This window comes from Streptomyces sp. NPDC025784 (genome assembly GCF_055558435.1).
On record NZ_JBVHMN010000006.1, the window covers coordinates 323,972 to 348,083 of the forward strand.

Genomic DNA, 24,112 nt, shown 5'->3' on the forward strand with positions numbered 1-24,112 from the left:
GCACCGAGGAAGTCGGCGGACACCGCAAACGGCGCGGCCACGACCCGATGTGCCGGGTCGCGGCCGCGTGGATCAGGCGGGAGCGCCTGTTGTCCGGACCGGTGTCGCGCTCACGCCGGTTCGGGTTGGAGTTCCGGCTGCCGCACCGGTGCGGCCTTCGGCTCCCACAGCTTGGTGGTCCGCACGTAGCCGTAGACGACGGATGCCATCGCCAGAAGGAGGACGGGCCCGAACACCCCGGGGTGCTTGGCCATTTCCAACGGCAGATAGCGATAGGAGACCAGGAGCGCGGCGAAGACGGCCGTGCCGTAGGCGACGAGCTGCGTTGCCCGGCGGTCCCAGCCCCGGGCGATCGCGCGCATCGCTGCCTCGATGGTGAGGGCGAACACCACACCGGCGATGAGGTCCGCGCCGTAGTGGTAGCCGAATCCCAGGGTCGCGGTGAGCGTGGCGATCAGCCAGAACGTGCCGGTGTATCGCAGCACCCTCGGTCCCTTGCGGGAGTGGATGAAGAGCGAGGTGGCCCAGGCCGTGTGCAGGCTGGGCATGCAGTTGCGCGGGGTGATCTCGTCGAACGAGATCGAGTGCAGGGCGATCGGCGGCGGGGTGTGGGGCCACAGGTCGGCGATCGCCCACTGCCGGCCGCCGGTGCCGAACGCGCCGGTGCCGTAGGCGAAGACGGGGCCGACCACGGGGAAGAGCATGTAGATCGCCGGTCCGAGCAGGCCGATGACCAGAAACGTGCGGACCAGGTGGTGGCTGGGGAAGCGACGCTCGACCGCGACGTTGCGCAGCTGGTACAGCCCGAAGATGGCCGCTGCCAGCGGGAGCTGGCCATAGACGATGTGGAGGGTGTGGGCGCCGACCGGGCCGGTGGCCTCGACCATGCGGCCCACCACCCACGACGGGTTGCCGAGCGCGTGATCGGCGGTCGCCACGTACGGGTCCAGCACCGCCGGGCGGGTCTTCGACGTGATGAGCAGCCAGGTGTCGCCGGTCTTGTGGCCGGCCACCAGGAGCAGGCCGAGTCCGACGCCCTTCAGCAGCAGGGCGCGTTCCCGGCCGGTGCGCCGCGTGACAGCGATGACGGCGCAGCCCAGGATCACCCACAGCGCGCCGTTGCCGAAGTTCGGCCTCGCATCGACGACCAGTCGCACGAGGCAGAAGACGGCGTCGATGCCGATCGCGGTACCGAGCGCGATGAGCCGCTGACGCCAGGTGAGGACCACCATCATGAGCGCCAGACCGCCGTACAGCAGCGGCCCCGAGCGCGGGCCGAAGATCACCTCTTGCGCCTGGTTCGTGATCGGCCCGGGCAGGCCGTAGTGGCGCGCGGCGATCTCCAGGGCGACGAGGAATCCGATGACCGCCACGCCTGTCGCGGTCCACAACATCGCCCGCGGTCGGCGCCACGCGGCGAACGCAGTTCTGCTATCTATTCGCGAAAGTGCACGCGACGCTCTAGGTATCAATTGTTTGGCCGATTTGGTAGGTATTGGTTAATAAGTCACTCTTCGCGCCAGATAGCACAGTTTTCCGTAAAGGGTGGGCGATCAGGGCACTCGTCGTGAGTTCGATCATGTTAGCGGAGCCGCGCAAGCGACTATTGCCGGTGACGGACAGATTGAATCCCGGCGAATCCCGCGCTTCAAGAAGCGTGACGGAAATGGCGAAGTGGCCCCCGCCGCCCGGCGGACATCAAGGACATCGCGCGTACTCGACATCATCGAGAGGACGTTTTATTGGCTGATGCCCTTTTACTGTCGCTTTTCCTCGGCTCACGATTGTGGTGGCGGTGACGGGGACCGCGCACCGGGGCGTGTGCGGTGATGGCCGTGCATGCTGGTGCGCCGTCACCATCTGTGGTCGCCCGACTGCATGACCGTGCTCGTGACCCGCCACCACGTCGACTACGTGCGTGTCACCACCACGCGTTGTTCCGCCGTGAGCTGACGCCACGCTCCGGCATCCGATCCCCCTCCTCACCACCGCGCCGCACTGTGGCCACACCCCCGAGGACGAACCGGCCGGGCCCGACACCTCGGCCTGGTCGTTCGAGACCAAGCAGATCCACGCCGGTGCCGCGCCGCATCCGACGACCGGGGCGCGGGCGGTGCCGATCTACCAGACCACCTCGTTCGTCTTCCGTGACACCCGGCACGCCGCCGACCTGTTCTCCCTCGCCGAGCCGGGCAACGTCTGCACCCGCTCCACAATCCGACCCAGGACGTCTTCGAGCAGCGGGTCGCCGCGCTCGAAGGCGGGGTCGCCGCGGTGGCGCTGGCATCCGGGCAGGCGGCGGAGACCCTCGTCGTCCTGACGCCGGCGAGCGCGGGCGACCACATCGTCTCCAGCACGTCCCTGTACGGCGGCACGTACGACCTGTTCCGTCACACCCTGCCGAAATTCGGCATCGAGGTGTCGTTCGTCGACGACCCGGACGACGTCGCGGCCTGGCGGGCGGCGGTCCGGCCGAACACGAAGGCCTGCGCTGTCTGCCGCGCGGCGCCGGCGCGGTCCTGGCCTTCGAACCGGGCGACGGGGCCGAGGCGGGCAAGCGGTTCGTCGACGGCGTCGAACCCTTCAGCCATCTCGCCGACATCGGCGACGTACGCAGCCTCATCATCCATCCGGCGTCCACCACCCACAGCCAGCTCGACGAGGCCCAGTTGGCGGCGACCGGCACCTCGCCCGGCCTGGTCCGCCTGTCGGTCGGCACCTGGTGCGAGGGGGATCCTCCGGGGCGCCGCCGATGGCACCTGCGGGAGAAGCCACTGCCGTTGGAGGCAGGAGGTGAACTGCCCGGTGTGCGGCTCGCGTTCGAGACCTGGGGACGGCCCGCACCGGACCGCTCCAATGCCGTACTGGTGCTCCAGCCTTGCCTTTGACGCGCACGTCTGGGGTCCAGCATCCACAGCCGGACCGGTCCGGCTCGGCCCACGCCCTCAAATCGTTCACAAGCACCGACATGGCCGCTGCCCACCCTCCACCACCCGCGAGATCCTGCCGGCCGATCTGCGTGGCGGGCTGCCTGGGTCCGAGCACGGGCCGCCGCCGATCAGGGTGCGCAGTCGGTGGAAGGCCCGGAACGCGGCCGCATTGCCCTCGTACGTCCGGGTGGTAAATGGGTGTCCTGGTCGGGTCGGCGTCGCGATCATGGAGCGGTCACTGCCCGGTTACCCAGGAGGAGTCCCTCGTCATGCCCGTCCCCGCTGACCCGACCGTGCTTCATCCGATGCCCGAGCAGCCGCGGGTGGTGCTTCTCAAGCCGTTGGTGACGTCTCCGCTGATCGAGGTCGGGGAGTACTCCTATTACGACGACCCGGACGACCCGACGGCCTTCGAGACGCGCAATGTGCTGTACCACTACGGGCCGGAGAAGCTGGTCATCGGCAAGTTCTGTGCGCTGGGCACGGGCGTGCGGTTCCTCATGAACGGCGCCAATCACCGTATGGACGGCCCGTCGACCTTCCCGTTCCCCACCATGGGCGGTTCGTGGGCCGACCACTTCGACCTGCTCACGGGCCTGCCCAACCGCGGGGACACCGTCGTCGGCAACGATGTCTGGTTCGGCCACGGGACGACGGTCATGCCCGGCGTGCGGATCGGGCACGGCGCGATCATCGCCTCGGGTGCCGTCGTGACCGGCGACGTACCCGACTACGGCATCGTCGGCGGGAACCCTGCCCGCCTCATCCGCACCCGCTACGCCGACCGGGACGTCGCCCGGCTTCTGGCGGTGGCCTGGTGGGACTGGCCGGCCGAGCACATCACCGAGCACGTGCGGACGATCATGTCGGGCACGATCGCCGATCTGGAGAGAGCCGCTCCTGCTGCCCGGGATCTGTGAGGGTTGAAGTGGACCGAGCGCGACGCGGGAATGACGAAAGGCCGCACTCGGAGGCAAGTGCAAGGCTTGATGCATGGCTCTTCGACCGTGGACGGAGCTCCGGCAGTCCTGGCGGCCGGGACACGCGCCCGAGCTGGTGGTCATCCCGCTGGTCCTGATCGTCGCGGTCTGCGTGATCGACATCCTGGTCCCGGCGCACATCCACCTCGGCCCTCTGCTCGTGGCGGCCCCTGCGATCACGGTGGCCTTCGCGGGCGCTCGTATGACGGCGCTCATGGGGGCCCTCGCGGTGGGGGCCCAAGTGCTGATCGGTGCCGTGCGAGGAGTCCTGTCCACGGCGAACGTCATGGCCCAGATCGCCGCCCTCGTCGTCATCTCCGTCCTCTGCGTCGCCTTCTGCCTGGTGCGCCGACGGCGCGAGCGACAGTTGCACCGCGTGCGGTCGGTCGCCGAAGTGGCCCAGAGCGTCCTGCTGCAGCCGCTGCCCGCACGCAGTGGCCCGCTACGGATCGCCGCCCGGTATCTCCCGGCCGAAGAAGAAGCGGATCTCGGTGGAGACCTGTACGCGGCGGCCCGGACCGACCACCGCAGCACCCGGCTCCTCATCGGGGACGTGCGCGGCAGCGGTCTGGGCGCGGTCGACAACGCCGCCCTGCTTCTGGGGGCCTTTCGCGCGGCCGCTCATCGGCAGGCCACCCTCCCCCGCCTCGCCGTCCACCTGGACGCGGCGTTCCGCTGGGACGCCGGCCAGTGGCGCGGCGAGACCGAGCAGGACACCGACGAGGACTTCGCCACGGCGACCCTGCTGGACGTCCCCGACCACGAAGCGGTCGTGCACCTCATCTCCTGCGGCCATCCGCCGCCGCTCCTGCTCCGCGGCCGGAACGTCACCACGGTCGCGGCCCGGACGAGCCACCTGCCGATCGGTTTGGGCGGCCTCTGCGACCCCGACGACTACGACGTCGAGACCTTTCCGTTCGAGGTCGGCGACCTGCTTCTCCTCTACACCGACGGAGTCGTCGAGGCACGCAATGCCGACGGGGTCTTCTACCCGTTCGCCGAACGACTGCCCAAGTGGTACGAGGAGGATCCAGAAGATCTTCTGCGTCGCCTCCAGGACGACCTGCTCGCCCACGTCCACGGCCACCTCGACGACGACGCGGCCGTGGTCGCGATCCGCCGCCTGGCCGCCTGACCCGCCTCCCGGCCTGGGCCCTCCTCATACCGGAGTCGCGGATGCCTGGTCGATCAGCCAATGGGGCCAGCATGTGCGCCGACACTCCTGGAGTGTGTGTCGGCGCGTGGCGGGACTCCGACGACAGGCTGATCGAGGGTCAGCGGCTGCCTCCGGTGGCGAAGTCGGGCAGCTCGATGGACAGCAGGTCTTCGGCAGCACCGTCGAGGAGTTCTGCCGTCTTCGTGGACCGGGGAAGCATCGTCTTCTCGTAGGCGTGGACCGCGCCGTCGACGGTGTCGTGGTGCGCGAGAGCGAGGGCGAGTTCACAGGCGTCCAGCATGGCGAGGTTGACGCCGACGCCGAGCGGGGGCATGAGGTGGGCGGCGTCGCCGAGCAGGGTGACGGTGGGGTTGTGCTCCCAGGTGTGCGGGACGGGCAGGGCGCGGATCGGGCGGTCGACGTACGGGCCGTCGTTGTCGGTGATCAGCCGGCGCAGGTGGGGCGACCAGTCGCGGTAGCGCTCCAGGAGCAGTGCGCGTATGCCGTCGGTGTCCATGAGGTCGAGGCCGGCGGCGCTGATCCAGTCGGCCGGGACACGCTGGATGAGGTAGACGCGGATGTGGTCGCCGCTGTTGCGCTGGGCGAACAGGCCGCGGTCGCCGTCGGCCGCCGCGGCGCTGCCCTGGCCCACCAGTTCGGCGACGCGGGGGTGCCGCTTGTCGACGTCGTGGAACCAGGCTTCCAGGAAGCTCACGCCGCTGTACCCGGGCATGGCCGTCGAGAGGGCGCGGCGGACCTTCGACCAGGCACCGTCGGCGCCGACTACGAGGTCGGCCTCGACGGTGGCGCCGTCGGTGAAGTGCAGTTGCCGGGGGCCTTCGGCGGGGCCGCTGACGCTCCGCAGGGTGTGACCCCAGCGCACGGTGCCGGGCTGGAGCGAGTGGAGCAGCAGGTCGCGCAGCAGGCCCCGGTCGATCTCCGGCTTGAACCGCTCACCTTCCTCGGGGACATGGTGGAAGAGGACCGTGCCGGTCGGGTCCATCTGGCGCATCTCCTGCCCCTCGGGGCGGGACAGTCGAAAGAACTCCTCCAGGAGTCCGGCTTCACGCAGGGCGATCTGGCCGTTGTCGGCGTGCAGGTCGAGGGTGCCGCCCTGATCACGGGAGTCGGGGCCGGGGTCGCGGTCGTGGACGGTCGCGGTGATGCCGTGCCGCTGGAGGATGCGGGCGCAGGTCAGGCCGCCGGGACCGGCGCCGATGATGGCGATGCGGGGTGCGGGATCGGTGTTCATGAGGGTGCTCCGTTCGTTCGGTGGGGCGGTGCGCCAGTGCGGCAGCGCGGTGACTGGCGCGCCGGTGGGGTGGGTGGATCCGCGGGCCGTGGTGGCGCTTTCGCCGGCCGGGGTCTCGACCGCGGGCCGACCGAAGGAGGGACGGAGCCGGGCAGCACCTCACAGCCGCCGCCTCAGAAAAGCACACCGACTCAATAAGTGCAACGACTCAACTTTTGAAGCTGGGCAACCCAAGGGGTAGAGTGCCGACATGCCCAGCACCACGAACGACACCGCGGCAGGTGCCCCTCCCCCGCCGATGGGGCGCCGGGAGCGCAAGAAGGCCGCCACCCGCAAGGCCATCGCCGACGCCGCTCTGCGCCTGTTCCTGGAGCGCGGATACGACGAGGTCGGCATCCGTGAGATCGCGGACGCCGCCGACGTGTCCACCACCACGCTGTTCAAGCACTTCCCGGTCAAGGAAGCCCTCGTCTTCGACGAGGACGCCGACCAGGAGGCGCGTCTGCTCGCCGCCGTCCGCGAGCGGCCCGAGGGTCGGTCCATCCCCGCCGCGCTGCGGGAACACGCCCTGACCATGCGGCTGGTCACCACCGACAGCGATCCCGACTTCACCGCCTTCACCGAGCTGGTGACCGGCACCCCCGCGCTGCGCGACTACCACCAGAACATGTGGCTGCGCCACACCGCGGCGCTCGCCCAGGTCATCGCCGAGGAGAGCGACCTCGCCGCGGGCGACCCCGCCTGCACCGCCCTGGCCCACTTCGCCCTCGAAGCCCCTCGTGCCGCGGCCGCCCACGACGATCCCCGTCAGGCCGTCACCCGCGCCTTCGACCTCCTGGAGAACGGCTGGAACGCACTACCCCGCCCCTCGGTATGAACCGGCGCCCATCGCACGGCCGGCTCACGACCCTCGGCAATCGGCCCCGAGCGTCACCGGCCACGCCGACCGCAAGGAACGAAGCGGCTCGATCCACCGCGACGGGCACCTGAGGCAACCGACAACCTCTTGCGCACCTTTGTCGCCCGGGTCGCCGTCGCCCGACACCTCGACAAGGCGGAGAAGACGACCATGCAGACCTACCCCGTCGACCACGAACTCATCCAGGCCGCGGCCCACGTCGCCCGCACCCGCTGCCGGGGCGACAACCACACCATGGCGGCCGCGGGCCGCGCCCGCGACGGCCGGATCGTCACGGCGGTGAACGCCTACCACTTCACCGGAGGGCCCTGCGCCGAACTGGTCCTCATCGGCGCGGCAGCATCCCAGGGCGTCTACGACCTGGACACGATCGTGGCCGTGGGCGATCGCGACCGCGGCGTCGTGCCCCCGTGCGGCCGGTGCCGTCAGGTCCTTCTCGACTACTTCCCCGCCATCAAGGTCATCGTCGGCGGGGAGGACCGCGTCCGAACCGTCTCCGTCCCCGATCTGCTTCCCGAGAGTTACGTCTGGGCCGACCATCAGCTCGACGCCGAGCAGGACACCACTGGGCACGTGGCGGCACCACCGGCCGACCTCGGGAACGATGCCTGACGCGGTACTAGTCGGCGGTGTCCGCGCAAGTGTGTTCGAGAATGGCCGCGGCGATCGTCGACCGGTCGGCACGCTCGACCCCGTGCCCGGCGCCCTGGAGCGCCAACAGCCTTGCCCCTGATATCTGTTCGGCCAGCGCCTGCCCGTGCCGCAGCGGGAACATCGGATCGGCGGTGCCGTGAATCACCAGCGTGGGCACGGCGATCGAGGACAGGGACGCATGCGGGAGGTCTCCGTCCGGAAGAGTGTCGTGATTGCGGACCGCCGCGAAATCGTGCGCGCGCTCGATGTCGTGACGGACGAGGGCACGGGCGGCGGCTTCGTCGAAGGGGCGGCGACCGCCCGCGAGCACGCGCGCGTAGGCCACCTGATGCTCGATCACCGATTCGCCGTCCGACCAGTCGACACGTGCGGCCGAGACGAACCGCATGAACTCCTCGGTCGGCGCGGGAAGACCGCGGTCGCCGGGCACGGCGGAGGACGTGCTGATCAGGACGAGCGAGAGCACCCGGTCCGCGTGATCGAGCGCGAGCAGCTGCGCGAGCGCCCCTCCCGCCGAGACGCCCACGACGTGCGCGGCCCGGAGTTCATGGGCGTCGAGCACACGGGCGGCGTCTGTGACGAGGTCCGCGCCGGTGTATCCGGGGCGGCCCGGCTCGTAGGTGGTCGACCGGCCGGTGTCGCGGTGGTCGTAACGGATCACGAAGCGCCCGCCCTCGGCGAGCATCCGGCAGAGACCCTCGTCCCACCAGAGCATCGAAGCTCCGGTGCCCATGATGAGCAGGACAGGCGGATCCGACGGGTCACCGAAGGACTCGGTGCACAGTTCGATGCCGTCCACCTCGGCCACGCGCTCGGTCATCGCTGCTCCCTTCTCTCCCGGCCCATGGTGCCCGCGCGCCGAGGCATCGGCGGGGCGAAGGCCGTGGCTGTCGAATGGGCCCGGCGACAGCGATAGCCGTCCTGTGCCGCGTCCGAGCCCGATCCGCGCGGCCTCCGCCTCGATCCGCCGGCCTCGTCCTTCAGTGCGGTCCGGGTGAAGTCCGCTCCTGTGCGGCCGCGAAGGCCCGGGCCGCCCGCGACGTCCCGCACCGTCACTCCCCCGGCCGCAGGGCCGGGACCACGACCGCCGCCGGAAGAGCGCAACCCGTACGCTCTTGCACATGATCCAGCATCGAACGGTCGACGTGAACGGGATCCGCATGCACATCGCCGAGCAAGGCGACGGCCCTCTGGTGGTGCTTCTGCACGGCTTCCCCGAGTCATGGCATTCCTGGCGGCACCAGTTCGGCCCGCTCGCCGACGCGGGCTTTCGTGTCGTCGCCCCCGACCAGCGGGGCTACGGACGCACCGACCATCCCGACGACGTCGACGCGTACACCATCCTCCACCTGGTCGGCGACGTCGTCGGTCTGATCCATGCCCTGGGCGAGGAGCAGGCGTTCGTCGTCGGACACGACTGGGGCGCGCCGGTCGCCTGGCACACCGCACTGCTGCGGCCGGACATCGTGCGGGGGGTGGCCGGGCTGAGCGTGCCGCCTCCTTCCCGGGGAGCCGAGCCGCCGCTGGTGACCATGGACAAGAAGTTCGGCGGGCGCTTCTACTGGAACTACTTCGACCGCCCCGGTGTTGCCGACGCGGAGTTCGCGAAGGATCCGCGCACCGCACTGCGCAAGCTCTTCCACTCGGCCTCCGGTGACGCTCCTGGCGACACCAAGCAGCCGCTGGTGGACGCCGACGAGGGGTGGCTCGCGGCCATGCCGTACCCCGAGGTGCTGCCCGACTGGTTCACCGAGGAGGATCTCGACGCACTCACCGAGAGCTTCTCCGAGGGCTTCACCGGCGCCCTCAACTGGTACCGCAACCTCGACCGCAACTGGGAACTGACCGCACCGTGGGACGGCGCCGTCGTCACCCCTCCCGCCCTGTACATCTACGGCGACCGCGACCCCGTACCGTCGTTCCCGGGTACGCCCGAGTTCATCGACAGCCTCCCCGCCCGGATGCCCAACCTGCACCGCAGGCCCATCGAACTGGCAGGCTGCGGACACTGGACGCAGCAGGAACGGCCGGACGAGGTGAACGCGGCGCTCGTCGACTTCCTCGGCGCCTGCGTCTGACCCGTCTGCACTGCCCCCGAACTCGCTGCACTGCCTACCCGGTTGCTGTGCGCCCATGGTGGTACTCATGGTCCATGACCACCGGAGAAGACGAGAGCGGCAGCGCGTCGGAGAGGGTCGGAGTGCGCCCCTGTTCCGAGGTCGAGGCCGCCCTCAACAAGCTCACGGGCGGGCAGGGAGCCGGGTCGCCCCAGTTCCGTGCCGGGGAAGCGGCCTCGTACGAATGGGCGTTGGGGCGGTCGGCAGGTTCCCCGGTCACCGCCCGGGTGGTCGATGGCGTTCCCGACCTCACCGTGCTGACCGCCGAACTCGACGCGGTGACCGTCCGGTTGGAGGACACCGGCGACCTGCCCGGCAGCATGGACTACATCCGCGGGCTGCACCATGGCCTCGCCTGGCTCTGCGGATACGGCACCGCGGCCGGCTGACGAGCGGCCGGACCTCGGCGTCCTCGTGGGAGGCCCATGAACCGGAGCGTGTGTGCGCGTCGTCAGCGCGAGGTCCCGTACAGCCGCCGTCGGCGACGCCGACCCGCTCCCCGTACGGTCGGCCGATGGCGGTCCACTCCTCGCCGACGTCGCATGCGAGCCCCCTGCCCCCGTCGGCGAGACCGCCGGCGATCCAGACCACGAAGCCCCGTCTTCACACTTCCCCCACCATCTCGTCACTCACCGATCACCGGTCGGATATGCTCCTGACGCTCCATTCGCACCATCGAGGGGGGAATCCTCGTGTACATACGTCACGCCCTGGCTGCCGCGGCCGCTGCGGGCACGCTCGTCGTCGCCGCTGCCGCCGTTCCGGCCCAGGCCACCGAGTACTCGTCCGCGCTGAAGATCAAGGGCGTCCAGTACGACGCGCCCGGCAGCGACTCCAACAGCTGCTCCACCGGCAACAGCAAGGACGAGTACCTCACCATCAAGAACTACTCGTCCAGCACGACCGTCAACCTCAAGGGTTACGTCGTCAAGGACGCCGTCGGGAACCACTTCACCTTCCCGGCCAATCACTACCTTCAGCCGGGCGACTACGTGAAGCTGCGCGGCGGCCACGGCACCGACTCGGACACCAAGAACGTCGTCTACCGCCAGAACTGCAACTTCATCTGGAACAACGACAAGGACACCATCAACCTGGTCAAGTCCTCCGGCAGCAAGGCGGACGTCCACTCGTACACCAAGTCGGGCTCCGACCCCGACCGCAACGGCTACGTCACCTTCCACGGCTGACCCACCGCCGTCACACGCACGCGCCCCGGGTGACCGGTCCAGGACGGACCGGGCCCCGGGGCGCGCTCCGTCGCCCGCGCTCGCACTCCCCCGGTCTCCCCGGCCGTCCTCGCTCGCCGGCGGCGCGCAGGAGTGTGGACTTGCCGCTCCCGTTCGGCCCGACCAGCCCGGTGATCTCGCCCTGGGCCGCCACCAGACGGGCGACCGCGACGACCGTGCGGCCGGTGTACGCGATGTGCAGGTCCTCGATGTCGATCCTCAACTGCCGCTCCCCAGGCGCCGGTCGAGCAGGTACAGCAGGGCCGGGGCCCCGATGAACGAGGTGACCACGCCGACCGGTAGTTCCTGCGTGTCCATGGCCGTTCGGCAGACGACGTCCACGACGACCAGCAGCAGCGCGCCGAAGAGGGCGGAGACGGGCAGCAGGCGCCGGTGGTCGCCGCCCACGACGAGGCGGCAGACGTGCGGCACCATCAGCGCGACGAAGGCGATCGCGCCGGACACCGCGACCAGCACACCGGTCAGCACGCTCGTCACCGTGAACAGTTCGCGGCGCAGCCGTGTGACGTCGATGCCGAGCCCGGCCGCTGTCTCGTCGCCCATCAGCAGGGCGTTCAGGCCGCGGGCGCGTGCCTGGAGACACAGCCAGGCGACCGGCACGGTGATCGCCGGCACGACGAGCAGTTCCCAGTCCGCCCCGCCGAGACTGCCCATGAGCCAGAACAGCACACTGTGCGTCTGCTGCTCGTCCCCGGCCCGCAGGACGAGACAACTGGTGAAGCCGGACAGGAACTGTCCGATCGCCACGCCAGCCAGGACCAGCCTGAGCGGTGCGAATCCCCCGCCGCGGCGGGCCACCGCCCACGCCAGCGCGAAGGTGGCCAGGGCTCCGGCGAAGGCCGCTCCGGACAGCCCGAGTCCCAGCGTTCCGCCGGCTCCGAGGCCGAGCACGATCGCCGCGACCGCACCCAGCGAGGCGCCGTTGGAGACACCCAGCAGGTACGGGTCGGCCATCGGATTGCGCACCAGCGCCTGTACCGCCGTACCGACAAGACCGAGACCGGCACCGACGAGTGCCGCCAACAGGGCCCGCGGCAGCCGGAGTTGCCAGACGATCAGGTCGTCGGTGCCCGGCCGTGGAGCCTCGCCCGACGGGCGCCGCCACACGACGCTCCACACCTCGCCGGACGGGATGGACGTCGAGCCCCGGGCCACCGCTGCCGTCAGGGCGACGAGGAGCGCGACGCCCAGTGCCAGGGCGAACGCCCCGGACGGCACCGTACGGGCCCGATCGGCCGTCTCGCGGCGTCGCATCAGCAAGGAGGTCATGGTCAGCCGACCTTGCCCGGGTAGAGGGTCTTGGCGATCTCCTCGACGGTGTCGGCGTTCTCCACGCCCGCGATGGTGGTCCGCTCGGATCCGATGCGCAGGAAGTGGCCCGCCTCGACCGCTTTCAGACCCTTGGTGGCCGGGTTGGACCTCAGCCACTTCTCCGCCTCGTCGAACGCCTCCTCGTTCGCCGGTTCGCTGCCCCGGTGTCGGATCCCGAGCTGGATCCAGTCCGGATTCTTGGCGATCACGTCCTCCCAGCCGACCTGCTTGTAGTCGCCGTCGCAGTCCGCGAAGACGTTGCGGGCCCCGGCCGAGGTGATCACGGCATGGGCGACCTGGCGGTTGCAGACGACGGTGGGCTGCTTCGTACCGGCGTCGTAGTCGAAGAAGAAGTACGTCGGCCGCTCGCTCTCGGCCGTACCTGCGACCGCCTTCCGGACGGCGTCCACCTTCTTCCTCATTCCGGTGACGAGTTCCCTCGCCGTGGCGCCGGTGCCGGTGGCCCGGCCGAGGGAGGTGATGTCGGCCTCGACGCCTGACAGGTCGGTCACAGGTCCCTTGCCCTGCGCCGCACAGGCGGTGGACTTCAGGTAGATGTGGTCGATCCCGGCGGCCTTGAACTCCTCCGCCGTGGGCGCGTCGCCCGTCCCGCCGCCCATGTCCATCGAGGCGAACGTGTCGATGTACAGATCGGCGCCGGAGCCGAGCAGCTTCTCCTTCGGGATGACGCTCCGGCTGAGGACCGTCACCTTCCGCGCCTCGGCGTCGAGGGCGGCGGGCAACGTGCCCTTTCCGGGCGGGAATCCGGTGCCGATCACCTTGTCACCGACACCCAGGCGGAGCAGGAGCTCCAGGCTGGAGGCGTTGCTGGTGACGATCCTCCGGGGGGCGGCGAGGAACGTGGTCCTGGCCCCCATGCAGTCGGTGACGGACACCAGGTAGCCGCCGGACGCGGCCTTTCCGGCGGCGCGCTCGCCGGCCGTGTCCTGCTCTCCGTCGCCGCAGCCCGCCATCAGCAGGCCGGCGAGAACGACGGCCGCTGTACCGCCCCACACGCGAGAACGCATCGAAAGTCTCCAGCTTCCACTCGGTACGCGGGCGAAGTCCTTGTCGCCCGGTCCAGAAGTCGGAGCGAACACGCCCTGGGTTCCCGGCGAGTCGGCCGTACGGCGCGTACGCCCCGGATGCAGGTTCCCGGCTCTCGCAAGTCGTTCCTCGGCGAGATCCGCAGCACCGGGAGGGTGTCGGCGCCGATACCGTGCCTACGGCACCGACACCCTCCGGTCGGCCTAGGCGGCCTGCAGAACGGATTCCTCGGCCTCGTCCAGCAGGTCCATCAGCGACGCCCGGGCCCGGGCCACGCGCGAGCGGACCGTGCCGACGGGGCAGTCACTGACCCGTGCCGCCTCCGCGTAGGGCAGGCCGACCAGTTGGGTGAGGACGAACGCCTCCCGGCGCTCCTGCGGCAACGCCGCCAGCAGGTCCAGCAGGGCGATGCCGTCGTCGAAGCCGGGCAGGTCCTGCGGCTGCGCGTTCTCGACGGCCAGTTGCCAGTCCGGTACGTCCAACAGGCGAGGGCGCGCGGCGGCGTACCGGTAGCTGTCGATCACCGCGCGGCGGGCGATGGACAGCAGCCAGGCACGGGCCGAGGAACGGCCCTCGAAGCGGTGCAGGCTGCCGAGCGCGCGCAGGAACGTGTCCTGCGCGAGGTCGTCGACCGCCTGGGGGTCGCCGCAGAGGTGGGCCACATAGCGCCGGACGTCGCGGTGCAGGGCGCGCACGAAGTGGTCGACGGCGGCCCGGTCACCGTTCCGGGCGGCGAGCGCCCATGCGGTCGTCGACTCGTCCAGTGACATCGCCGCGTCGTGTTTCTCGCACGCGGGCAGGGCGGAAGCAATCACCTGGTGTCCTTCTCGGTCATCCGTGATCCGGACCGGGCGCGCGGGAGCGCGGCCGTTCCGGTGAGAGGGGGAGACGGCCGTACGGCACCTGCGTGGGCGTACGGCCGAGGCCCGAGGCGCTTCATGAGCGGCCTCGGGATGCCGGCTGTCGTCAGGCGACAGCGGTCCCCGCGGGCGGACCCCGAGAAGTGATCGCGTGGACGAGGAGGAGGCGCCGTGCCCGGTCCGAGGTGCGGCGGCGCGCCCGCACGCGCGGACGCTCCGGGGTGAGGGGCAGGGCGAGCAGCAGCCGCAGTGGCGCCGCCAGCCATCCGGCCACGGCGCGCAGGATGCGGAACGCGGCGCGCTCGCCGTACGCCAGCCAGAGGCCGCACAGCAACGCGGCCAGCAGGTGGGCGGCGACCATGCCGAACGACGCCGAGCCGGTCATGGAGGACTCCATGTGCCCCATGTCCATGCTGTCCATGGGGTGCATGTGCATCGACCCCATGTGCATGGAGCCCATGTCCATCGCGCCCAAGTCGCGCCGTGTGGAACCCGCTCCCCCTGTCGTCGACTGGGCGAACGAGAAGGCCGAGTGCAGTCCTGTCTGCGCGGCCACCACGGCGGCCACGATCGACGGCAGCCCACGCTCACGGCCCGTCAGGCACCAGCCCGCGCCGCCGGTCACGAGTGCGCCGGCGGTCAGCGCCCACCCTGGGACGTCGCTGCCGGACATCATCACGTGGCCGAGGGCGGCGAGCAGCACACAGACGGCCGCGAACATCGCGGCCCGTACTGTGCGAGAACACCACCCTGCGGTCATGGCGCCTCATCCTCGCATCCGGGCGTCGGTCGTCATGCGGGGGTACGGAATGCGCCCCGGTGTCGTACTCAATACCCGAGACGTGATCCAGTCCACACCGAGAGCCCGGAACCGGGCGGCACTTCGGCCCGACTCCTGTCGGAGACGGGGGCTTCGGCCGCGGGCGCCGCGAGTCCCCGCGCCGCCCGCGGCCACCACCCGTGCGGGTCGACATGCGTGACACCACCGGCGATCCCCGAAGCAGTCGGTCGCCGTGCGGCCATGACGTGAAAGGCACCCGGTCACGACGTCGGACGGACCACCACCGCGCTGGTCCTGACCGCCCCTCCACGCTCGAAGTACAGCGTGAACGGCACGAGGTCGCCCTCCCTCCAGTCCCCCTCGGCGGCAAGCGTGACGGCCGGACCGCCCGGTGACATGGACAGCCCACGGCCCGCGGGGACGGCGGCCGAGGCCACCTGGGCCCCGGTGGCGGCCCCGCCGCCGGTCATGCGGTGGCGGCTGAGAGCAATCTGCCCGCTCGTGGCGGAGGAGGTCACCGCGACCAACCGGTCGTCCGCGCCACCCGTGTTGGCGACGTCGAAGAACGCCGCGGTCTCCGTGCTGTCCCCGTACGGCAGGAATACCCGCCCCTTCGGACCGGCGATCCTGGCCGGGCTGCCCGCGTTCCCGGTGGCGGCCCAGGTGGTCAGGCCGGCGAGGGCGATGACGCACACGACGACCGGCGCGAGGGCGGCGAGCAGCGTGTCGGTGAGCCGGCGACGAGTCGGCCGCCGGGCGGACGGCTGAGTCATCGGTGCCTCCGGGCGGCGGGCAGGGGCTGCCGCCCGCGCAGCCGCAGGCTGTTGCCGACCACCAGCAGGGAGCCGGCCGACATCGCGACGGCGGCGAGCAGGGGGTGAGCAGGCCGGCCTTGGCGGCCGGCACGGTGACGACATTGCAGCCGAACGCCCATACGAGATTGGCGCGGATCGGGCCCTGGGTGCGCCGGGCCAGCAGTACGGCATCCGCCAGGGCCTCGATGTCCCCTCGTGCAAGAGTCACGTCGGCGGCGCCGATGGCCACGTCGGTGCCGCTGCCCATGGCGATGCCGAGGTCGGCGGCGGCCAGTGCCGCGGCGTCGTCGACACCGTCCCCGACGAAGGCGACCCGGCACCCCTGCGCCCGCAACTCCCTTACCAGGTCAGCCTTTTCCTCGGGTGTGCAGCGGGCGTGCACCTCGTCGATCCCCAGGTCCGCCGCGATGGACCGGGCAGGCGCCCCACGGTCGCCGGTGACGAGCACGGGCCGGACGCCGAGGCGCCGCAGCCGGTCGACGGCCCGGTAGCTTCCCGGCCGTACGGCGTCCCCGATCTCGAACAGCGCTTCGGGGACGCCGTCCACGCGCACCACGGCCGTGGTGTGCGCGGCGGCCTCCGCGACTCGCAACGCGTCCGCCAGGCCGGTCGGCAACTCGCCGTCGGGGGCGAGTACTTCGATCCGGCGCCCTTCGACCCGGCCGAGGACCCCGCGCCCGGGGAGGGCGCTGAACTCGACGACGTCCGGCAGCACCTCCGCTGTCCGTCGCGCATACGCGGTGATCGCCCGCCCCAGCGGATGTTCCGAGCTCTAGTCGACCGCACCGGCCAGCCGCAGCACCGCGTCCTTCTCCAGCCCGCCCGGCACAACCGTGCACCGGGCGACGCTCCTGTGCCCGGAGGTGAGGGTGCCGGTCTTGTCGAGTACGGCGACGTCGACATGCCGCGGCCCCTCCAGCGCCCGCGGCCCGCTGACCAGCACGCCGAGCCGGGCTCCGCGCCGGGCCGCGGCCATCAGCGCGGTCGGTGTCGCCAGTCCCGACGCACACGGGCAGGCCATGACCAGCACGGCCACGCACGCCGTGACGGCGGCCTGCGGGTCGGCCCCGGCACCGAGCCAGAACCCGAGCACGGTGACGGCCAGCGCCGGCACCACGGGGACGAGGACACCGGCGACCGCGTCGGCCGACCGCTGGGCCCTCGCCTCCAGGAACCGTCCGGCGAGCACGAACAGCGTGACGCCGACGACCACTTCGAGGTAGAGGTGCGCCACACCGCGGATCCCTGTCGCGGCGCCGCGCGGACGCCCATCCGGACAGGACCTAGGCGAGGGGGCTGTGTTGTTCGGCGGCCCGGCTGAGGCTGTCCTCGATGCGTGCCAACACACGGAGCATGGCGTCCTGTTCGTCCGCACTCAGGTCGCCGGCGACGCTGTCTTCGAGCTCCGCCCAGACCTGTTCGACCTCCTTGCGCAGTGCGAGGCTGGCCGCGGTGGGTTCGATGATGGTGGCGCGCTTGTCCGTCTCGCAGGGCCGGCGGCGGACGAAGCCGGCGTGCTCCAACCGCTTGACCGTGCGGGTCATGGTGGCGGCGTCGGAGCCGAGCAGGCGCACGAGGTCGGTCTGGCGCTGGGGGCCGAGGTCCCACAACTGCATCATGACGAGCTCCTGCCCGGTGTGCAGGCCGACGCGGCGCAGGAGTTGTCCGGCGAGCATGCGATGCAGACGGGCCACGCGGAAGATCGCGTGCGTCATGGCTCCCGCTTGCACCGACGGCGGCAGCTGAGGACGCACCACGTCAGCGGAGGGAGACCCGGTCGGCTCGGTGTCCGCTTCCTTCGCCACGTCGCTCCTGAGCTTCACGAGAATCTTGATCGAGCAAGAGCAGCCTAGCGCGCCCGACCTCTGCACCTCAGGCGGCGCCTACCGGCCAACCCGACGCGCTTAGTGATGCAGATCACACGACTTTCGGAATGGAGGAACGTATTTACTTGTTCGGACAGGTATTGACATCGTCGAGATGCCGACCCACCGATCCGAACGGGAATTCCTCATGACCACAGCGTTTGCTCCCTACGATCTCGGGCGCACCCGCCTGCCGAACCGCATCGTGATGGCACCGATGACGCGCAGCCGCGCCTACGGCCCCGCGCAGAGCCCGACCGACCTGATGGCGACCTACTACGCCCAGCGCGCGAGCGCCGGCCTGATCGTCACCGAGGGCACGCAGCCGTCGGTGGTCGGGCAGGGCTACCCGGACACCCCCGGCATCCACTCCCCCGAGCAGATCGCTGCCTGGCGCAAGGTCACCGACGCGGTGCACGCCGAGGGCGGCGTGATCTTCCTCCAGCTCATGCACACCGGCCGGGTCGGCCACCCGAGCCTGATGGGCCTGACCCCCGTCGGCCCCTCCGCGGTCACCGCGAAGGGGCAGGTCTACACGCACGACGGACCGCAGGACTTCGTCACCCCGCGCGAGCTGACCGACGCGGAGACCCAGGAGACCGTCGCCGACTTCGCCTCCGCGGCGCGGAACGCGATCGAGGCGGGCTTCGACGGCGTGGAACTGCACGGCGCCAACGGCTACCTGATCCACCAGTTCCTCGCCCCGAACACGAACCGGCGCACCGATGCCTGGGGCGGCAGCCCCGAACGACGGATCCGGTTCGCCGTCGAGACCGCGAAGGCGGTCGCCGGGGCCATCGGCGCGGACCGTGTCGGCTTCCGCATCTCCCCCGGCAACCCGCACAACGACATCGACGAGAGCGACCGTACGGACCTCGACGCCACCTACACCGCCCTCGTCGACGCCCTCGCACCCCTCGGTCTCGCCTACCTCCACCAGCTGGAGATCGCCGGCACGCGCGACCTGCTCGTACGGCTGCGCAAGGCGTGGCCGGGCACCTTCGTGCTCAACCCCTTCACCGGCACCGAGCCCACGGGTGCCGACGCCCTGAGCCTCATCGAGGACGGCACCGCCGACCTGATCGCCTACGGCGCCCTGTTCCTGGCCAACCCCGACCTGCCCGCCCGCCTCGCCGCAGGCGGCCCCTTCAACGCCCCGGACCGCGCCACCTCCTTCGGCGGCGACCATCGCGGCTACACCGACTACCCGACGCTCGACTGACACAGAGGTGGGTGCGGGTGCCGCCTGCTCCCGCACCCACCCCACCAGCAAGGGTCCCTCCATACGGACGGTCCGCGCCACGCCCCCCGAGCATTTGCCTGTCCGAGCAACTACTAGGGCCCCGACCGGAGCGCGCGGGCGCCTCGACGGACGGTTCGCATGGTGGGACCTTCAGGATTCTTTGACGGGGCTTGCAGCGTGTGGAGCCGTTCGACGTGGTCACTCGTGCACCAACGGGACCGGAAGCATGTCGCGGCCCGACGGCCGTGACGTCGAGATGTCGAGATGCCGACTGGAGCACAGCACCATGACCAACGAGCTCAGCGGCCGAAAGGTCGCCATCCTGGCCACCGACGGTGTGGAGCGCATGGAATTGGAGCAGCCGCGCGGTGCGCTGCACGGCGCGGGAGCCGAGACAGAGGTCCTTGCGCTGCACAACGGAGAGATCAGCGCCCGGCAGTCGGACATCGACCCCGCCGGCAGCATCCCGGTGGACAAGACGGTCGCGGAGGCGTCCGTGGCGGACTACGACGCGCTTGTACTGCCCGGCGGCACCATGAATCCCGACCAACTGCGCGCGGACGAGCAAGCCGTGGCGTTCGTCCGGGAGTTCATCGGCAGCGGCAAGCCTGTGGCGACCATCTGCCACGGGCCGTGGACGCTCGCCGAAGCGGACGTGCTGCGCGGGCGCCGTCTGACGTCGTGGCCCAGTATCCGAACGGATCTGCGCAACGCGGGAGCCGAGGTCGTCGATGAGAAGGTTGTCGTCGATCGGGGGCTGATCTCCAGCCGCGGACCGGACGATCTGCCCGCGTTCTGCGCGACGATCGTCGAGGAGTTCGCCAGGGCCCCGCAGCCCGCATGAACGGCGCGAGACCGACGCCGCCGGCATCTGGGCGATGAAGAAGCCCCGAGACCAGTGCCGGGCGGAGCCCCGCGCGTCGAGACAACGCGGTCCGAGCCTGCCGAAACCGCGGCTTCCGAAACGCACTTCCCCCAGAGCCACGACATCGACCGCCGTGCCCGCTCGCGGTCGGAAGCGGTACGTACATGGGGAAGCACCTCAGCGGCGAAGGCGCTTGCGCCGGGCCGCCGCAGGAACGCGAGCCCACACCTCGGGAAGCTCCCGCCCCCGGGCACCGGCCGCGGCCCTCTCCTGGCCGTACAGCAGGCCCCAGGTGAAGCCGGCCTCGCCCGCCGCGTGCGCGGAGATGGCCAGAGCCCGCAGGGTCCCGCAGGCCACGACGCCGTCGTGCTGAGCGCCGCTCACCTGCTGTACGGCCTTGGCGCGCTTGCCGAGGCGCCGCGCGGACCTCCCCAGGGCCGGCTGCGCCGCCTCCGCGGCGTAGCGAAGCCTCTTGGCAGTCTTGCGGGCGTGATGGATCGAGGCGTCCCGCTCCGATCCGGTGGGCATGTCGAGCGCCCGGTCCATGCGCCGGGCGAGCCGGTCGTACTCCTTCAGGAGCGCCTTGACCATGACCTTCTCGGGCTTGCCTGCCGCCTCGGCACGCAGCGGCGGGGCGTCGGCCAGACGCTGCAGCCGCTCCAGCAACTTCAGGTAGCGGGCCGAACCGAGCGCGTCGAGGGTGCGTCGACGGCCGTCGGCCCGCCGTGCGGCGTCCCAGGCCTGCAGGCGGGCACCGACGGGGCCGAGAACCAGTTCCACCGGCAGTTCCTGGATCCCGGAGGTCAGCCGCTCCCGGAGTACCTCCTGGTCGCGTTCCGCGCCCAGCGCCCGCGCGAGCCACCGCAGATCCTTCCGGATCGGGTCGGTGACCTCACGGTCGAGCACGGACCGGTAGGTACGCAGACATCCGCGCAGGCGGCGGGCCGTGGTGCGCATCTGGTGCACCGCGTCGGGTGCTTCGCGACGGACGGCGGGATCCAGGTCCGTGAGGGCGCGGACCAGCCCGTCGACGTAGGTGAGTACGTGGTCGCCCGCGGATCCCGGAGCGATCCCGGCGCGTGGGTCCGGCTCGCGTCGCAGGAGGGGCGTGGTCTCCTCGATCGCCCGGAGCACCTTGGACGGGCTCGGGGCGCGGTCGACACCGTTCTCGCGCAGCACCTTCTCGACGTCGTCCAGAAGTGCAGGGTCGCCGTCCCCGGCGAGTTCGATCTCCATCTCGTTCCACGTCGCATGCCTGCCGTCGTCGAGCAGCGAGTCGGCATTGACCGTGTCCATGCTCAGCTCCGCCAGGACGTCGCCCTCGGCATCGAGGAGGTGGTTCAAGGAGCGGGTGGAGCGGATACGCACGACCGGCCGCAGCGCTGCGCCACGGGTGCGGGAGAGAGTGAGCTGCCGCAGTTCGTCGGGGACATCCACCGACGACAGCGGGGCCCGGATCTCCTCACGGCTGTCGCCCGACAGGGGAAGCTTCAGGTGCCACCCCGCATCCGTACCGCCCGTCCGGCGCCGCAAGGACGCGCGGGAGCGGACGATCCGCAGATCGTCGGTGTCGTAGTAGACGGCGTCCAGCTCCTGCACGCCGCGCCCCGCGAGCGAGGCGACCCCGGCCACACGGGTCAGGTCGGACAGCCATCCGAGGTCGTCGGCCGCCGGCGCCGCGTATTTGCGTTCGGTTTCTCGTGTCGAATGGGCCATACAGATCGCGTTGGCGTATTCGCGAAGCTCAAACCCGTACACACCCCTCTCATCGGGGTGCTTCGATCGTCGCCACTCAGGCCGCCGACAGGCTAAGCTAACACGACCATTCGTTTTTTATCGCTTAGGATGGATCCATGCCCAAGGTCACCCCGCAGTACATGGAGGCCCGCCGCGCGCAGATCCTGGACGCGGCTCGCCGTTGCTTCCTGCGGGACGGATTTCACTCGACGTCCATGCAGGACCTGTTCGCGGAGTCCGGCCTCTCGGCAGGCGCGGTGTACCGGCACTTCGCCAGCAAGGAAGAGATGATCACGGCGATCGCCGAGGAGAACATGCGTGAGGTCGTGACGATGGTCCACAGCGTCGCCACGGACCGGTCCAGCAGTTCCGTCGGTGCGATGATGGCCGATGTCTTCGAGATGGTGAAGACCAAGACGGTGGAGCAGAACGTCGCCGGACTGGCCGTGCTGGCCTGGTCCGAGTCTCTGCGGAACCCCGCACTGGCCAGGCAGTTCAACGACCTGCTGACCCGGATGCGTGCCGATCTCGCCGAGGTCGTCCGAGAGCACCAGGACAGCGGAGCCTTCCCGCGCGAGGCGACTGCCGAAGCGATCGCGGCCACTCTCATGTGCGCCCTGCCCGGCTACCTTCTCCAGTTGGCCATCGGCGGGTCGAAGGACGTGGAGGGAGTGCCCGACGCCTTGCGGGCGCTGTGGCCCGACGCTGCCGCGTCCTGAGACTGGACGGTCGCCACTGACCTGACCGGTCATCGGTTCCGACAGGAGGCTGCCCCGCCAGATCAAGCTGATCGGGGCAGCTCTTCAGCGTGCGTTCCGCTGCCATGACGGGACCGTCCCGCCCATGACGGCGGCACTCGAATACGGGCTTCTGGTGCACCACGACGACCCAAGCGTGTCGTGGCGCACCAGAAGCCCGATGCTGCGTTGCGCGGCCGGCCGGGGCCTCATTCGCAGGCAGCGCCGGCGCTCCTTCACCGCCGGCGCGACACGGCGTCAGACGGCCCCCGTCGCGGCCCGTCTCAGTGGTCGGCCGCGTGCCGTGCGTGCGAGCGTGCGGGCCCCGCTTCCAACATCAGCGCGGGCGACTCGGACTGCCCTTCGGGGGCCGGGTGCGAGTCGGGCGTCGCGGTTTCGCTCTGGACCGGGGCTTCGGACCCCGCGCCGTCGGCCGTGTCGACGTGTTGCACCGGCGCTCCGTCCGCGGCGGTGCGGGTCCGACCGCCGAGGGCGACGGCCGTCAGGCCGAGGACGCACCACAGGGCGAGAACGGTGATGTGGCCTTCGGAGCCGTTGCCGTCGAAGTACGCCGTGCTGCGCAGAAGATTCGCGCCGGCGCCCGGAGGCAACCACTGGCCGATGGTGTCCACCGCCTTGGGCAGCATTTCCGGTGCGGACGTGACACCGGAGAAGGGGTTCCCGACGAAGACCATGAGCAGCGCGGTGAGCCCGAGCCCCGCGGGACCGACGAGCGTGATCAGGCCCGCGCTGGTCGCGCTGATGGCGAGCATGGTGAGAGAGACGGCCGCCCACGTGGCCACTTGCTCGTGCGGCAGCGCCCCGAGCATGCCCTGGGCGACCAAGTAGGCGGTGAAGCCGGCCGCCGCGCACGCGGCGACCAGTTCGACGACGCGACGCCACCTGGGCATCCGGAGGCCGGACATCGTGAGGAACGACGCGATGAGAATGCTGCATATGGTGAGCGGCAGAACCGCCGAGTTGAACACCACTCCCCGGGGATCGTCCGCAGAACTCGGGACGACATCCACCTCCGTCACGACGACCTTGGCCGACGGTTTCGTGACCGCCCTCCTGGCTGTCCTTCCGGCTTTGGACCTGACGGACGTCCTGTCGGCCGCCGGGGCTTCCTTCGCGGTCGACTGGAGCGCATGCGCGGCAAGTTGCTGGCCGGACGTATGGATCAGCTGGGCCACGGAGGTGCTCGCGGCGGAGGCCTCCAGCACGGTGAGACTGCCTGGAGTGATGACGAAGGCGCCGTAGACCTCCCGGCTCTTGATCGCGGAGCGCGCCGACGCCTCGTCGGCGTAGAGATGGAAGTCGAATCCGCCCGGCTTGCTGCGGGCCAGGCCTTCGACCACGTTCTGGCTGGCCTCGCTCGTACCCACGATCCCTACCGGCAGATCACGCGGCGCGATGCGCGACGCGGGCCACGCGTACGCCATCACGGCCAACGAGACCACCAGCGGCAGCGCCACGATCACGATGACGGCCCGTCGCAAGGACAGCAATCGCACCAACGGGTTCTTCACGATCAAGCCTCCAAAGGCGAATAAACATTCTTTTTTGCCGAGCCAGCATGGCTCGGCGGTC

Annotated in this window: 22 protein-coding genes and 2 pseudogenes; 11 read left to right on the forward strand and 13 right to left on the reverse strand. The window is 70.6% G+C overall.

What is annotated here, in order from left to right; translation table 11 throughout:
* Positions 1–110: 110 nt before the first annotated feature.
* Entirely contained in the window at positions 111–1,394 is a 1,284-nt protein-coding gene (locus ACZ4IF_RS16870) for a phosphatase PAP2 family protein (protein ID WP_467563549.1), read from the reverse strand.
* Positions 1,395–1,972: 578 nt separating this feature from the next.
* Here ACZ4IF_RS16870 and ACZ4IF_RS16875 point away from each other — a divergent pair.
* The 3 genes and pseudogenes from ACZ4IF_RS16875 to ACZ4IF_RS16885 form a co-directional block, all read left to right on the forward strand.
* A pseudogene (locus ACZ4IF_RS16875) lies at positions 1,973–2,717 on the forward strand (PLP-dependent transferase); the annotation flags it as partial.
* Between the two features lie 482 nt (positions 2,718–3,199).
* On the forward strand, positions 3,200–3,850 hold the full coding sequence (locus ACZ4IF_RS16880; RefSeq protein WP_467563551.1) for a CatB-related O-acetyltransferase: 651 nt from the start codon (positions 3,200–3,202) through the stop codon (positions 3,848–3,850).
* 73 nt (positions 3,851–3,923) lie between these two features.
* Positions 3,924–5,045 carry a PP2C family protein-serine/threonine phosphatase gene (locus ACZ4IF_RS16885; protein WP_467563553.1) on the forward strand — a complete coding sequence of 374 codons (1,122 nt, stop codon included), beginning with the start codon at positions 3,924–3,926 and terminating at the stop codon, positions 5,043–5,045.
* Between the two features lie 139 nt (positions 5,046–5,184).
* Here the strand turns inward: ACZ4IF_RS16885 and ACZ4IF_RS16890 are convergent, their stop codons facing one another.
* Positions 5,185–6,318 carry an FAD-dependent oxidoreductase gene (locus tag ACZ4IF_RS16890; protein ID WP_467563555.1) on the reverse strand — a complete coding sequence of 378 codons (1,134 nt, stop codon included), beginning with the start codon at positions 6,316–6,318 and terminating at the stop codon, positions 5,185–5,187.
* A gap of 250 nt (positions 6,319–6,568) precedes the next feature.
* Here ACZ4IF_RS16890 and ACZ4IF_RS16895 point away from each other — a divergent pair, with 250 nt between their 5' ends.
* Together ACZ4IF_RS16895 and ACZ4IF_RS16900 are read left to right on the forward strand one after the other, a co-directional pair.
* Positions 6,569–7,195, forward strand: coding sequence for a TetR/AcrR family transcriptional regulator (locus ACZ4IF_RS16895; RefSeq protein WP_467563557.1), 627 nt, complete (start codon positions 6,569–6,571; stop codon positions 7,193–7,195).
* A gap of 192 nt (positions 7,196–7,387) precedes the next feature.
* Entirely contained in the window at positions 7,388–7,849 is a 462-nt protein-coding gene (locus ACZ4IF_RS16900) for a cytidine deaminase family protein (RefSeq protein WP_467563725.1), read from the forward strand.
* 7 nt (positions 7,850–7,856) lie between these two features.
* Here ACZ4IF_RS16900 and ACZ4IF_RS16905 read toward each other — a convergent pair whose 3' ends face one another.
* Positions 7,857–8,711 carry an alpha/beta fold hydrolase gene (locus tag ACZ4IF_RS16905; RefSeq protein WP_467563559.1) on the reverse strand — a complete coding sequence of 285 codons (855 nt, stop codon included), beginning with the start codon at positions 8,709–8,711 and terminating at the stop codon, positions 7,857–7,859.
* 301 nt (positions 8,712–9,012) lie between these two features.
* On the opposite strand from ACZ4IF_RS16905, the gene ACZ4IF_RS16910 reads away from it, so the two are divergent.
* The 3 genes from ACZ4IF_RS16910 (at position 9,013) to ACZ4IF_RS16920 (ending at position 11,198) form a co-directional block, all read left to right on the forward strand.
* Entirely contained in the window at positions 9,013–9,969 is a 957-nt protein-coding gene (locus ACZ4IF_RS16910) for an alpha/beta fold hydrolase (RefSeq protein ID WP_467563561.1), read from the forward strand.
* Between the two features lie 74 nt (positions 9,970–10,043).
* Complete coding sequence (locus ACZ4IF_RS16915; protein WP_467563563.1) at positions 10,044–10,397, forward strand: hypothetical protein; 354 nt, start codon at positions 10,044–10,046, stop codon at positions 10,395–10,397.
* Between the two features lie 303 nt (positions 10,398–10,700).
* Positions 10,701–11,198, forward strand: coding sequence for a lamin tail domain-containing protein (locus ACZ4IF_RS16920; RefSeq protein WP_345651215.1), 498 nt, complete (start codon positions 10,701–10,703; stop codon positions 11,196–11,198).
* A 10-nt stretch (positions 11,199–11,208) separates the two neighbouring features.
* Here ACZ4IF_RS16920 and ACZ4IF_RS16925 read toward each other — a convergent pair whose 3' ends face one another.
* From ACZ4IF_RS16925 to ACZ4IF_RS16960, 8 genes and pseudogenes are all read right to left on the reverse strand, one after another.
* Positions 11,209–11,460 carry an ATP-binding cassette domain-containing protein gene (locus tag ACZ4IF_RS16925; protein WP_467563565.1) on the reverse strand — a complete coding sequence of 84 codons (252 nt, stop codon included), beginning with the start codon at positions 11,458–11,460 and terminating at the stop codon, positions 11,209–11,211.
* Complete coding sequence (locus ACZ4IF_RS16930; RefSeq protein WP_467563567.1) at positions 11,457–12,527, reverse strand: FecCD family ABC transporter permease; 1,071 nt, start codon at positions 12,525–12,527, stop codon at positions 11,457–11,459. Before ACZ4IF_RS16930 ends, ACZ4IF_RS16925 begins: the two co-directional genes overlap by 4 nt.
* Positions 12,528–12,529: 2 nt before the next feature.
* The gene (locus tag ACZ4IF_RS16935) at positions 12,530–13,597 is read right to left on the reverse strand and encodes an ABC transporter substrate-binding protein (protein ID WP_467563569.1); all 1,068 of its coding nucleotides are present in this window, start codon (positions 13,595–13,597) and stop codon (positions 12,530–12,532) included.
* A gap of 222 nt (positions 13,598–13,819) precedes the next feature.
* Positions 13,820–14,431, reverse strand: a complete 612-nt coding sequence (locus ACZ4IF_RS16940) for a sigma-70 family RNA polymerase sigma factor (RefSeq protein WP_467563571.1) — start codon at positions 14,429–14,431, stop codon at positions 13,820–13,822.
* Between the two features lie 151 nt (positions 14,432–14,582).
* Complete coding sequence (locus tag ACZ4IF_RS16945) at positions 14,583–15,236, reverse strand: hypothetical protein (RefSeq protein ID WP_467563573.1); 654 nt, start codon at positions 15,234–15,236, stop codon at positions 14,583–14,585.
* A gap of 281 nt (positions 15,237–15,517) precedes the next feature.
* On the reverse strand, positions 15,518–16,030 hold the full coding sequence (locus tag ACZ4IF_RS16950; protein ID WP_467563575.1) for a copper chaperone PCu(A)C: 513 nt from the start codon (positions 16,028–16,030) through the stop codon (positions 15,518–15,520).
* Positions 16,027–17,240, reverse strand: a pseudogene (locus ACZ4IF_RS16955) (heavy metal translocating P-type ATPase); the annotation flags it as partial. The pseudogene ACZ4IF_RS16955 and the gene ACZ4IF_RS16950, both read right to left, overlap by 4 nt.
* A 115-nt stretch (positions 17,241–17,355) precedes the next feature.
* Positions 17,356–17,787 (reverse strand): MarR family winged helix-turn-helix transcriptional regulator, encoded by a 432-nt coding sequence (locus tag ACZ4IF_RS16960; protein ID WP_359500136.1) that lies wholly within the window; start codon positions 17,785–17,787, stop codon positions 17,356–17,358.
* A 298-nt stretch (positions 17,788–18,085) separates the two neighbouring features.
* Here ACZ4IF_RS16960 and ACZ4IF_RS16965 point away from each other — a divergent pair, with 298 nt between their 5' ends.
* On the forward strand, positions 18,086–19,159 hold the full coding sequence (locus tag ACZ4IF_RS16965; RefSeq protein ID WP_467563577.1) for an alkene reductase: 1,074 nt from the start codon (positions 18,086–18,088) through the stop codon (positions 19,157–19,159).
* A 307-nt stretch (positions 19,160–19,466) separates the two neighbouring features.
* Positions 19,467–20,024, forward strand: coding sequence for a type 1 glutamine amidotransferase domain-containing protein (locus tag ACZ4IF_RS16970; RefSeq protein WP_467563579.1), 558 nt, complete (start codon positions 19,467–19,469; stop codon positions 20,022–20,024).
* A 198-nt stretch (positions 20,025–20,222) separates the two neighbouring features.
* On the opposite strand, the gene ACZ4IF_RS16975 is transcribed toward ACZ4IF_RS16970, so the two are convergent.
* Positions 20,223–21,761, reverse strand: coding sequence for a CYTH and CHAD domain-containing protein (locus ACZ4IF_RS16975; RefSeq protein ID WP_467563581.1), 1,539 nt, complete (start codon positions 21,759–21,761; stop codon positions 20,223–20,225).
* Between the two features lie 137 nt (positions 21,762–21,898).
* Here ACZ4IF_RS16975 and ACZ4IF_RS16980 point away from each other — a divergent pair, with 137 nt between their 5' ends.
* A complete protein-coding gene (locus ACZ4IF_RS16980) occupies positions 21,899–22,501 on the forward strand; it encodes a TetR/AcrR family transcriptional regulator (RefSeq protein WP_467563582.1) in 603 nt (200 codons plus the stop codon).
* A gap of 302 nt (positions 22,502–22,803) precedes the next feature.
* Here ACZ4IF_RS16980 and ACZ4IF_RS16985 read toward each other — a convergent pair whose 3' ends face one another.
* On the reverse strand, positions 22,804–24,051 hold the full coding sequence (locus tag ACZ4IF_RS16985; RefSeq protein WP_467563584.1) for an ABC transporter permease: 1,248 nt from the start codon (positions 24,049–24,051) through the stop codon (positions 22,804–22,806).
* Between the last annotated feature and the right edge of the window lie 61 nt (positions 24,052–24,112).

Coding starts and splice junctions, on each gene's coding strand:
- ACZ4IF_RS16870 (WP_467563549.1), bottom strand. CDS start 1,394: ATGTTGTGGACCGCGACAGGCGTGGCGGTCATCGGATTCCTCGTCGCC.
- ACZ4IF_RS16880 (WP_467563551.1), top strand. CDS start 3,200: ATGCCCGTCCCCGCTGACCCGACCGTGCTTCATCCGATGCCCGAGCAG.
- ACZ4IF_RS16885 (WP_467563553.1), top strand. CDS start 3,924: ATGGCTCTTCGACCGTGGACGGAGCTCCGGCAGTCCTGGCGGCCGGGA.
- ACZ4IF_RS16890 (WP_467563555.1), bottom strand. CDS start 6,318: ATGAACACCGATCCCGCACCCCGCATCGCCATCATCGGCGCCGGTCCC.
- ACZ4IF_RS16895 (WP_467563557.1), top strand. CDS start 6,569: ATGCCCAGCACCACGAACGACACCGCGGCAGGTGCCCCTCCCCCGCCG.
- ACZ4IF_RS16900 (WP_467563725.1), top strand. CDS start 7,388: ATGCAGACCTACCCCGTCGACCACGAACTCATCCAGGCCGCGGCCCAC.
- ACZ4IF_RS16905 (WP_467563559.1), bottom strand. CDS start 8,711: ATGACCGAGCGCGTGGCCGAGGTGGACGGCATCGAACTGTGCACCGAG.
- ACZ4IF_RS16910 (WP_467563561.1), top strand. CDS start 9,013: ATGATCCAGCATCGAACGGTCGACGTGAACGGGATCCGCATGCACATC.
- ACZ4IF_RS16915 (WP_467563563.1), top strand. CDS start 10,044: ATGACCACCGGAGAAGACGAGAGCGGCAGCGCGTCGGAGAGGGTCGGA.
- ACZ4IF_RS16930 (WP_467563567.1), bottom strand. CDS start 12,527: ATGACCTCCTTGCTGATGCGACGCCGCGAGACGGCCGATCGGGCCCGT.
- ACZ4IF_RS16935 (WP_467563569.1), bottom strand. CDS start 13,597: ATGCGTTCTCGCGTGTGGGGCGGTACAGCGGCCGTCGTTCTCGCCGGC.
- ACZ4IF_RS16945 (WP_467563573.1), bottom strand. CDS start 15,236: ATGACCGCAGGGTGGTGTTCTCGCACAGTACGGGCCGCGATGTTCGCG.
- ACZ4IF_RS16950 (WP_467563575.1), bottom strand. CDS start 16,030: ATGACTCAGCCGTCCGCCCGGCGGCCGACTCGTCGCCGGCTCACCGAC.
- ACZ4IF_RS16960 (WP_359500136.1), bottom strand. CDS start 17,787: ATGACGCACGCGATCTTCCGCGTGGCCCGTCTGCATCGCATGCTCGCC.
- ACZ4IF_RS16965 (WP_467563577.1), top strand. CDS start 18,086: ATGACCACAGCGTTTGCTCCCTACGATCTCGGGCGCACCCGCCTGCCG.
- ACZ4IF_RS16970 (WP_467563579.1), top strand. CDS start 19,467: ATGACCAACGAGCTCAGCGGCCGAAAGGTCGCCATCCTGGCCACCGAC.
- ACZ4IF_RS16975 (WP_467563581.1), bottom strand. CDS start 21,761: ATGGCCCATTCGACACGAGAAACCGAACGCAAATACGCGGCGCCGGCG.
- ACZ4IF_RS16980 (WP_467563582.1), top strand. CDS start 21,899: ATGCCCAAGGTCACCCCGCAGTACATGGAGGCCCGCCGCGCGCAGATC.